Here is a 9404-nt window from a genome sequence, read left to right on the forward strand (position 1 = left end):
CGCGATCGGGCTCTGTTCGCGGGCATGGCCCGCTCCTACAGGGTGGCTCGCTTAAGCCAATGCAGGTGCCCTATGAGTGAGTAGTTACCTTGAACCTTTGTAGGAGCGGCCGCTGGCCGCGATCGATCTCAACGCCATACGGAGATGCCGATCGCGGCCAGCAGCCGCTCCTACAGGGAAGAATGAATTAAGGAAAAAATTGTGAGCCTGAAAAAAGACAAACAAAAAGTCCTCGGCGAAGTCTTCGACGACGAACGCATTGCCGGCTTCCTGGTCGGCGAACCACCCGAGGGCGTGACCCGCGACTACTACCTGCTGGAGCGCGCCTACCGCAGTATGAAAGCGGAAAATTTCGAGACCTTCGTGCGCCTGTTCCGGGAACAGAACCTGGACCTCAACAGCCAGGGGCCGGACGGCAAGACCCTGCTGGCGCGTATCGAGGAACACCGCCAGAGCAGCGACTACGCGGCCATCCTGCGGGCCGCCGGGGCCCAGCCTTAAGGAGCGGGCGCCATGACCTCCAACCCGGTGCACGGCGTGGACGCACTGATCTACGGCGCAAAACTGCTGACCCGGCGCGAACTGCGCCCGTTTATCATAGTGCCGCTGCTAATCAACCTGGTGCTGTTTATCGCGCTGACCGCGGTGATGCTCTCGCAACTGGGTGGCCTCGCGGACTACCTCGGCAGCCTGCTCTCACACACGCCGGTGGACACCCAGAATATGTCCTGGTGGGAGGCCACCATGGCCAAGGGCGCCGCCTGGGCCGCCAATGTGTTCCAGTGGCTGGCCTGGCTCATCGCCCTCGCAGTGCTGTTGCTGTTCTTTTTTGTCTACGGCTACGTCTTCGCCATTATCACCAATATTATCGCCGCGCCGTTTAACGGCTTCCTGGCGGAGAAGGTCGAGGAGCTTCTCACCGGCCGCCCACCGCCCGCGGAGCCCCTGGGTCGCATGATATGGCGCACCCTGGGGCGCGAACTGCGCAAACTGAGATACTTTATCGGCTGGGGCCTGGTGATCCTGGTGGTAGCCCTGTTTACCAGCTGGACGGTGTTTATCCCCGCGGTGATGGGCGCGCTCTGGGGCGCCTGGTGCATGGCGATTCAATATGTCGACTACCCGCTGGACAACCACCAGCGCCCCTTCGACGAACTGAAAAACATACTGCTGCGCAAAAAGCTCACCACCCTGAGCTTCGGCGGCGCGGTGATGCTGGCGAAGATGGTGCCGGTGCTGAATATTTTCGTGATGCCGGCGGCGGTGGCCGGCGGTACTGCGCTGTGGATAAAGCGGCTGCGGCAGCAGGGGGATCCGGGCACAGGCCAAGTTATTGAAACACAAGACCAATAAGAAGGAAGCAGTATGCTGATTACCAATACCGAAACATTTCCCGGCAAGACCATCACTGCCGTTCACGGCGTCGTATCCGGCAGCACCGTCCGCGCCAAACATGTGGGCCGCGACCTGATGGCGGGACTGAAAAACATCGTGGGCGGCGAGCTCAGGGGCTACACGGAGTTGCTTACTGAGGCCCGGGACCAGGCCTTGGAACGTATGGAACAACAGGCCAGGCAGGTGGGCGCCAACGCGGTGGTGAACGTGCGCTTTTCCACCTCGGCGGTATCCGCCGGCGCCTCGGAAATCTATATCTATGGCACCGCCGTCACCGTGGAGTAAAGCACCGTGATTGAGCTATGGATTTTTCTCGCCCTGCTGGTCACCGGCTATGGCGTGGGGCAGTTTCTGGAAAAGCGCCACTTCCGCAGCATCGAAGAGCGCGAGCGGGCGTTGCTCCAACTGGCCACCACCAGCAGCCGCAACCCGATTGGAGAAGTGGGCCACATTACCCGCGCGGAACTGGTCAGGGGCAACTGCTGTATTTCCGTGGACTATTTCAAGCGTATCGCCGCGGGCCTGCGCGCCCTCTTCGGCGGCACCGTCGGCAGCTATGAAACCCTGCTGGATCGCGCGCGGCGCGAAGCCACTCTGCGCCTCAAGGAATCCTGCCCCGGCGCCACCCAGATCATTAACCTGAGGGTGGATACCTCCTCGATATTCCAGGGTCAGGGCCGGCAGACGGGCACTGTTGAAGTACTGGCCACCGGCACGGCAATCTATACCGAACCAAAATAAACCCCGGAAATGCAATATCGCCCCCGACTGCCGGAACACAACGTCAACGTCCCGCGCCGCCACCCGCTGCGGGACTTCGGCCAGTTGCTGGCCGGTCTTGCGGTAATACTGGCAGTCATCTACCTGGCGCTGGGGCTGCTGGTGGATACCGCGGTCGATCACCTGTCCGCCGAAACGGAGTTGGCCATCTACGACGCCATGAACCTGGAGGCGCTGGGAAAAATCTTTGCCAGCGAGAAAGAGGCCGGGGAGCAACTGGCACTGACGGAATCGGTACTGGAACAACTACTCCCCTGCGCAGGCCTGCCCTACCCCATCTCGTCGCACCTGATCGCCTCGCCGGAGCTGAACGCCATGGCCTTTCCGGGCGGCGCCCTGGGGATCACCTCCGGCCTGCTGGAAGCAGTCCACAGCGAGAGCGGGCTGGCCTTTGTGCTGGCCCATGAACTGGCCCACTTCCGACACCGGGATCATTTGCGCGGCCTGGGCAGGGGGATAGTGCTGGTAACCGGCGCCGCACTGGTCACCGGCGGCAACGCGGACCTGGGTGCCCTGCTGAATCCGGCGCTGAACCTACAGATGGCGCAGTATTCTCAGGCACGTGAAAGCGCGGCGGACCGGGAAGCCCTGGCCCTGATGACCTGCGCCTACGGCAATACCGAGGGCGCGGGCGAGTTGTTCCAACAGATACTGAAGCGGAAAGAGGAAAAGGGTTATCTGGGCCACTATTTCTCCAGCCACCCGCAGACCCGCAAGCGGCTGGAGGCAATCGAAGCGTTAGGCCATTAAAGTGCGCGGAAAGTTAAATCAGCGGCGCGGACGGCGGCCACCACCAGCACCACCTCCACCGCGGCGCCCACCGCGACTGTCACCACCGGGCCCGCTACTGCGTTTGACTTTTACCTTGGGCGGCTCCACCAGCAGCTCCTCGGGCGGCTGTTCGCACTTGAGCTTTTGCCCCAGCAATTGCTGGATCGGCTCCAGGCGCATGGCGTCGTCCTCACAGGCGAAGCTGATGGAGGTGCCGGTCTTGCCGGCGCGGCCGGTGCGGCCGATGCGGTGGACGTAATCCTCCGGCTCCTCTGGCAGGGTGAAATTCACCACGTGGCTGATGCCCGCGATATGGATGCCGCGGCCGGCCACGTCGGTGGCCACCAGCACCTTGGTCACGCCCGCCTTGAAATCTTCCAGGGTACGCACGCGTTTGTTCTGGGGAATATCGCCGGACAGAATACCGGCGCTGAAGCCGTGCGCCTCCAGGTTTTCGTGCAGGCGGCGGCACTGGTCGCGGCGGTTGGCGAAGACGATCAGGCTGTCTACCTCCTCGCTCTGCAGGATGTTGTACAGCAGGGTGTACTTCTCGTCGCTGGACGCCAGATAGACCCGCTGGTCCACGCTGTCGGTGGCCACCCGCTCCGGCTCGATCTCCACGATCACCGGGTCCTGGGTCCACTGCTCCACCAGGGAGTCCACTTCCGGGGTGAAGGTGGCGGAGAAGAACATGGTCTGGCGGTGGGTCTTGCGCGGAGTCTGGCGCACGATGCGGCGCACCTGGGGGATAAAGCCCATATCCAGCATGCGATCGGCTTCGTCGATCACCAGTACTTCCACCTGGTCCAGGTAACAGTCGCGGTTGCTGGCGAAGTCCAGCAGTCGGCCGGGAGTGGCGACCAGTATGTCCACCAGGCGCTCATTCAGGTTGCGCTGCTGCTTCTGGTAGTCCATGCCGCCCACCAGGGTGTGGATCTCCAGGTCCGTGTATTTGCACAGGGCCTTGGCGTCGTCGGCGATCTGCATCACCAGCTCGCGGGTGGGGGCGATGATCAGCGAGCGCGCCTCGCCGGCGTAGCGCTCGCCCTCAAACGGGTTCTTGAGCAGGTCGTCGATAATGGTGATCAGGAAGGCGGCGGTCTTGCCGGTGCCTGTCTGGGCCTTGCCCACCAGGTCGTGGCCGTTGAGGGTGTGGGGCAGCGAGCGGCCCTGGATTGGTGAGCAGTACTGGAAACCCTGGTCGTAAATGGCGTGCATCAGTTCCAGAGGCAGGTCCAGGTCGTGGAAGCGCACCTTGCCTTCCTGTTCCGGCACCTGAAACTGGTCCAGGGACCAGGGAGCCTTGGCTTTCTGGCCCCTGCCGCCGCGCTGCCCGCCCCTACCGCGGCGGGAGCTGCCTCTATCGGGGCTGGCCGGCTCGGATTGGGGGTTCTTTCCCCCCTTTGGCCGAGGGCTCTGTGAGCCCTCGCGGGGTTGAGAACTCTCGACCGGCTGAGGGCTCTCGACCGGCTGAGGGCTCTGTTCATCTTTGGACGCGGAACGGCGGAACAACTTTCCTATCAAGTGAAATACTCGCTCAAATGCTTACAAATTCGCCGGGAGCGAATTTGTACCCGACAATGGCGCCCGAAGGACGAACGCCATGGACGGCGTGGGTTAAATAATCGACGAGTATACCACCTATATGGGTCGGGGCCTGAACTGAATGGCACACAGTTAAGCCCCGAACTGCTCCTGCCCCTGGGGATTGCGCTGTAGGAGCCTGCTTGCAGGCGAACATTCCCGGTGCCTTGCCGCGACCTCAATTCGCCTGCAAGCAGGCTCCTACAAGGGGATTCCGCTTAACTTAGTACCATTCGGGCCCTAACTCTATCGACGCGGGAGCCGCTATTTGGCGCAATGGCGCCAGATCCAGTAGTCCAGGCTGACAAAGCGCCCCGCCCCGCTAAACAACAGCGCGAGCAGCATGGCGAAGTAGGTGGCGGCAAACTCTATGCCGTTTTTCAGTACCGTGAAGCTCCCCGCCTCGGTGAGCCAGCCGTAGTTGCCGTGCTCCTTGAGCAGCTCCACCGCCCGGCCCTTGCGCGCCGCCGCCTCGGCGATCAGGTCCTGGCGCCACTCCCAGGGCATGACCAGGGTCTGGTCCGGCAGCGCGGACCAGCCGTATTGCCAGTGGACGGTCACCGCGGCCACCGCCATCACCACCATCAACGGCACCGCTGCCAGTCGCACCCCCAGCCCCAGCAGCAGTGCCACACCGCCGACCAGTTCGGTCAGTATCGCCAGCCAGGCCATCAGCAGCGGCGCCGGCAGGCCCAGGCCCCAGTCGGGATTGCCAAACCAGGCCGCCACATCGTCGACACTGCCGATTTTATTCATTCCCGAGAGGATAAAAATCGGAGCCAGATATAGGCGCAATGCCAGCGGACCCAGCCAGTCCAGCGAGCGCACACCGCGCAAAAAAACCCCGTAAAGCCGATTGAACCCGCCCAGTGCGCCATCCATAATCCCGCCCTCTTTATTGCAATTGATTTTTCCTTTAGTCGGCGCGCCGCTCCACCTGTTACACACCATGCCCAAACTCTACCGCCGCGCCGCCGCCACCGAGCTCTCGCACCTGACCACCCTCGGTGGCCCGCTGGTGGTGAGCAACCTGGCGGTGGTCAGCATGGGTGTGACCGACACCATCGTCGCCGGCCGCGCCGGCGAGGTGGATCTCGCCGGCCTCGCCCTGGGCTCCAGTATCTGGGCGGTCTGCGCAGTGACCCTGATCGGCCTGCTGGCTGCTGTCTCGCCGGTGGTGGCGCACCTGCGCGGCGCGCGGGACGAACCCGGCTGCGCCCGGCAGTTGCAACAGGCGCTGTGGATTGCCCTGATCGGTGGACTGGTTGTGGTGGGTGCATTGCTCGCGGTGCCCTGGTGGAGTCAGTGGATCGATACCGAGGAACCGGTACGCCGGGTGATGCAGCAGTACCTGCTGGCACTGGCCACCGGTACCCTGCCCTTCGCCATGGGCACGGCCCTGCGCGGTTATTGCGAAGGAATGGGGCGGGTGCGGCCGGTGATGCGCATCTATCTCGCGGCCGCGGTGCTGAATATCCCGCTGGATATCCTGATGGTGTTCGGCGCGGGGCCGGTTCCGGCCATGGGCGGCGCCGGCTGCGGCTGGGCCACCAGCCTGGTGAGCTGGTCCATCGCCGCCGCACTCTTCTGGCACGCCGGCAGCGATCCGGCCTATCACTCGCTGAAACTCAGGTTGCTGCCCCCCAGGCCCCACTGGCCCACCCAGCGACACCTGCTGGCTGTGGGCCTGCCCGTCTGCATCGGCGCCGCCAGCGAAGTGACCTTTTTCGCCAGCCTGACGGTACTGCTGGCCCCCTATGGCGCCACCATAGTGGCGGCCCACCAGATAGGCCTGAGTATCGGCTCCATCTTCTACCTGGTGGCCCTGGCGCTGGCCCAGGCGCTGAGCATCCGCACCGCGCAGTTGCTGGGCCAGAACCGACCCAAACGCGCGCGTTTTACCAGTGCGGTCGGGGTCGGCAGCGGGCTGCTGTACGCCCTCGCCACCGGCGTGTTGCTGATCGCCCTGCGGTACCCCTTCGTGCTCGCCTATACCGCCAACACGGATATCATCGCCGTGGCCACCAACCTGCTGTTGCTATGTGCCGCCTTCCAATTGGTGGACGTGGCCCAGGCCATGTCCTGGGGCGCGCTGCGCGGCTACCGGGACACCCGCGTGCCCATGGTCCTGCAGATGTTTTCCTACTGGCTGGTGGGACTCAGCAGCGCCTATTGGCTGGGGGAGAATCTCTGGGGCGTGTACGGCTACTGGACCGGTCTCTGTATCGGCCTCGGGGTGGCTTCCATTCTCCTCGGCCTGCGTCTCCGGCGCACCAGCCACAAGGCGATACCGGCAACCTGATCCGCGTTTTCGCCGACCGCCGCGCAATTCGCTGGGAACGCTTTCGCTATACTGCCCGTCCAAGTCGCCTATGAATCACCACAAGATCGGAGTTATTGCATGTTTCTGCGCCCGCCTTTGCGTCGGCCTCTGCTGTGTTCAGTCCTGCTTTTGATTTCCGTCTCCACATTCGCACTGACCGAGCAGGAGGACGACCCGGAAGGCGGCGTGCCCCAGGCGGAAAATATCCAGTTGGACAGACCCATCGACGAAGAGGTCGTTATTCCCCTCCCGCAACCGGAAACAAGACAGCCGGCGTCAAAACAGCCGGAACCGGAGCGGCCGGAATCAGAGCAGCCCGAAACGCAGGCCCCCGAAACCGCTGTCGGCAGCGACGAAGCGCAAACTCCCGCGCGGGGGGAGAACGGTAAAGAGGAGAGCGGCGAAGAGAAAGCGGCAGTCGGTGATCCCGCCACTCAGGAAGAAAAACCGCTCGCACTGGAAGTCGCCACCCCCCTGCGCCTGCTCGGCTCCGAAGTACCGCCGGCCACCTCGACCCGTTTGGCCTGGTCGCCCAGCCAGCACTTCGAGGGCGTCTACAGCGCCACCCCGGTACTGGTGGTCAACGGCGCCAGGCCGGGGCCGTCCCTGTGCCTTACCGCGGCGATCCACGGCGACGAACTCAACGGCATCGAGACGGTGCGCCGGGTGATGTACAACCTGGACCCGGCCAACCTGAGCGGCGCGGTGATCGGCGTGCCCATCGTCAACCTGCAGGGTTTCCACCGCGGCTCCCGCTATCTCACCGACCGCCGCGACCTCAATCGCCACTTTCCCGGGGACCCCAACGGTTCCTCCGCCTCCCGTATTGCCCATTCGTTTTTCCACGAGGTGATCGTCCATTGCAACGCGGTGGTGGACCTGCACACCGGTTCCTTCTACCGCACCAACCTGCCGCAGTTGCGCGGCGACCTAACCAACCCCAAGGTGGTGAAACTGACCAAGGGCTTCGGCTCCACCGTGGTGCTGCACAGCGACGGGGCCAAGGGCACCCTGCGCCGCGCGGCGGTGAACGCCGGCATTCCCACCGTGACCCTGGAAGCGGGCGCGCCCATGGTGCTCGACGAAGTGTCCGTGAGCCACAGTGTCAAGGGCATCCGCACCCTGCTGAACCAACTGGCCATGGTGAGCAAGTTCCGCCTCTGGGGCGACCCGGAGCCGGTCTATTACAACTCCACCTGGCAGCGCGCCACCACCGGCGGGATCATCTTCAGCGAAGTGAAACTCGGCGAGTCCGTGCGCAAGGGAGACCTGCTCGGCACCGTCACCAACCCGATCACCAACGTGCGCAAGGAAATCCGCTCCGAGTACAACGGCCGGGTACTGGGCATGGCCATGAACCAGGTGGTGCAACCGGGCTTCGCCGCCTACCATATCGGCATCCAGGCCCCCCAGGAGCAGATCAGCCCACCGGAGGAAGTGACCGCGGAGAGCCCGCCACCGGAGCAAGAGAAAACCGAAGGCACAGTAGAAGGTGCGGCAGAAAGTGCTGCGGAAAGTGCGGGAACCACCACCGACGAGCCGGCCCCGGAAAAACCCGCCGGGGAGCCGGTGGAGAGGTCGCAGGAGCCAGAGACTGTGGAGAGCGACGAAGACTAACCGATCACCGTCAATTGAATGGGTTCCGGCTGCAGGGTGATATGTTCAATGGCGAAGCGCTTGATCAGAGTCTCCCGCAGCCGCTCCAGCACCCCGGGCCAGGCCTGCAGGTCGTCCACCACGATATGCGCGGAGAGCGAAATGGTGCTGCTGTCTAAACGCCAGATATGCAGGTCGTGCACCGAGCGCACACCCTCCACCGCCGCCATGGTCTCGCCCACCACCGGCAGGCTCAGCTCCCGCGGTACCCGCTCCATCAGCACATCCACCGCGTCGCGCAACAGGCGCAGGCTGGAAATCAGAATCAGAATACAGATCAGCAGTGACAGCAGCGGGTCTATCGGCGTCCAGCCGGTGAAATAGATCACCGCACCGGCGACCAGCGCGGCCACCGAGCCCAGCAGGTCGCCCATCACATGCAGCAGTGCGCCGCGGATATTCAGCGTCTGCTCGCCGCGGTGCAGCGCCCAGGCCACCAGCACATTCACCAGCAGACCGATGGCCGCGATCACCATCACCACACCGCCCTGCACCGGCTGCGGATCGCGCAGGCGGTTTATCGCCGCATAGGTGATACCGGCGATAATCAGCAGCATAAACACCGCATTGACGATCGCCGCCAGCACCTCGGCGCGCCCCCAACCGAAAGACAATTCCCGGTCTGCCGGCCTCTGCGCCAGCAGCGCGGCCACCGCGCCCAGCGCCAGTGCCAGGGAATCGGTGGCCATATGTCCCGCGTCGCCGAGCAGCGCCAGGGAACCGGACAGCCAGCCGCCCACCGCCTCGACCATGGCGAAGGCGAAGGTGATGACAAGGCCCCAGACCAGCGGGCGCAGGTGGCCGCTGCCGCGGCGGTGGTGGACGTGGTCGTGCACGGATTCCCCCCCCCTGTTAACTCGATCTCTTGTAGGAGCGGCGGGGCGGCCATCCGCCC

10 protein-coding genes are annotated in these 9404 nt (G+C 64.0%); 7 read left to right on the forward strand and 3 right to left on the reverse strand.

Translation table 11 applies throughout. The features are described from left to right. Nucleotides 1-201: 201 nt before the first annotated feature. The 5 genes from ACRC0P_RS18660 to ACRC0P_RS18680 are packed head-to-tail and all read left to right on the forward strand — an operon-like array spanning nt 202 to nt 2925. Nucleotides 202-501, forward strand: coding sequence for a PA4642 family protein (locus ACRC0P_RS18660; RefSeq protein ID WP_438632812.1), 300 nt, complete (start codon nt 202-204; stop codon nt 499-501). A gap of 12 nt (nt 502-513) precedes the next feature. Continuing rightward, complete coding sequence (gene cysZ / locus ACRC0P_RS18665) at nt 514-1353, forward strand: sulfate transporter CysZ (RefSeq protein WP_438632813.1); 840 nt, start codon at nt 514-516, stop codon at nt 1351-1353. Between the two features lie 12 nt (nt 1354-1365). Then, nucleotides 1366-1680, forward strand: coding sequence for a YbjQ family protein (locus tag ACRC0P_RS18670; protein ID WP_438632814.1), 315 nt, complete (start codon nt 1366-1368; stop codon nt 1678-1680). A 6-nt stretch (nt 1681-1686) separates the two neighbouring features. Continuing rightward, nucleotides 1687-2136 (forward strand): YbjQ family protein, encoded by a 450-nt coding sequence (locus ACRC0P_RS18675; RefSeq protein ID WP_438632815.1) that lies wholly within the window; start codon nt 1687-1689, stop codon nt 2134-2136. A 9-nt stretch (nt 2137-2145) separates the two neighbouring features. Then, nucleotides 2146-2925: a M48 family metallopeptidase gene (locus tag ACRC0P_RS18680; protein ID WP_438632816.1), complete on the forward strand. Its 780-nt coding sequence runs from the start codon at nt 2146-2148 to the stop codon at nt 2923-2925. Between the two features lie 18 nt (nt 2926-2943). Here the strand turns inward: ACRC0P_RS18680 and rhlB are convergent, their stop codons facing one another. Then, complete coding sequence (gene rhlB / locus ACRC0P_RS18685) at nt 2944-4470, reverse strand: ATP-dependent RNA helicase RhlB (protein ID WP_438632817.1); 1527 nt, start codon at nt 4468-4470, stop codon at nt 2944-2946. Nucleotides 4471-4794: 324 nt separating this feature from the next. Continuing rightward, nucleotides 4795-5412, reverse strand: coding sequence for an HvfX family Cu-binding RiPP maturation protein (locus ACRC0P_RS18690; RefSeq protein WP_438632818.1), 618 nt, complete (start codon nt 5410-5412; stop codon nt 4795-4797). A 67-nt stretch (nt 5413-5479) separates the two neighbouring features. Here ACRC0P_RS18690 and ACRC0P_RS18695 point away from each other — a divergent pair, with 67 nt between their 5' ends. Next, nucleotides 5480-6832, forward strand: coding sequence for an MATE family efflux transporter (locus ACRC0P_RS18695; RefSeq protein WP_438632819.1), 1353 nt, complete (start codon nt 5480-5482; stop codon nt 6830-6832). A 99-nt stretch (nt 6833-6931) separates the two neighbouring features. Next, nucleotides 6932-8470: a succinylglutamate desuccinylase gene (locus ACRC0P_RS18700; protein WP_438632820.1), complete on the forward strand. Its 1539-nt coding sequence runs from the start codon at nt 6932-6934 to the stop codon at nt 8468-8470. Here the strand turns inward: ACRC0P_RS18700 and ACRC0P_RS18705 are convergent. Continuing rightward, nucleotides 8467-9345, reverse strand: a complete 879-nt coding sequence (locus ACRC0P_RS18705; RefSeq protein WP_438632821.1) for a cation diffusion facilitator family transporter — start codon at nt 9343-9345, stop codon at nt 8467-8469. The two genes, ACRC0P_RS18700 and ACRC0P_RS18705, sit on opposite strands and share 4 nt — an antisense overlap. Between the last annotated feature and the right edge of the window lie 59 nt (nt 9346-9404).

Origin of the sequence: Microbulbifer sp. (assembly GCF_051659245.1) — a bacterium.
Classification (GTDB): Bacteria; Pseudomonadota; Gammaproteobacteria; order Pseudomonadales; family Cellvibrionaceae; genus Microbulbifer.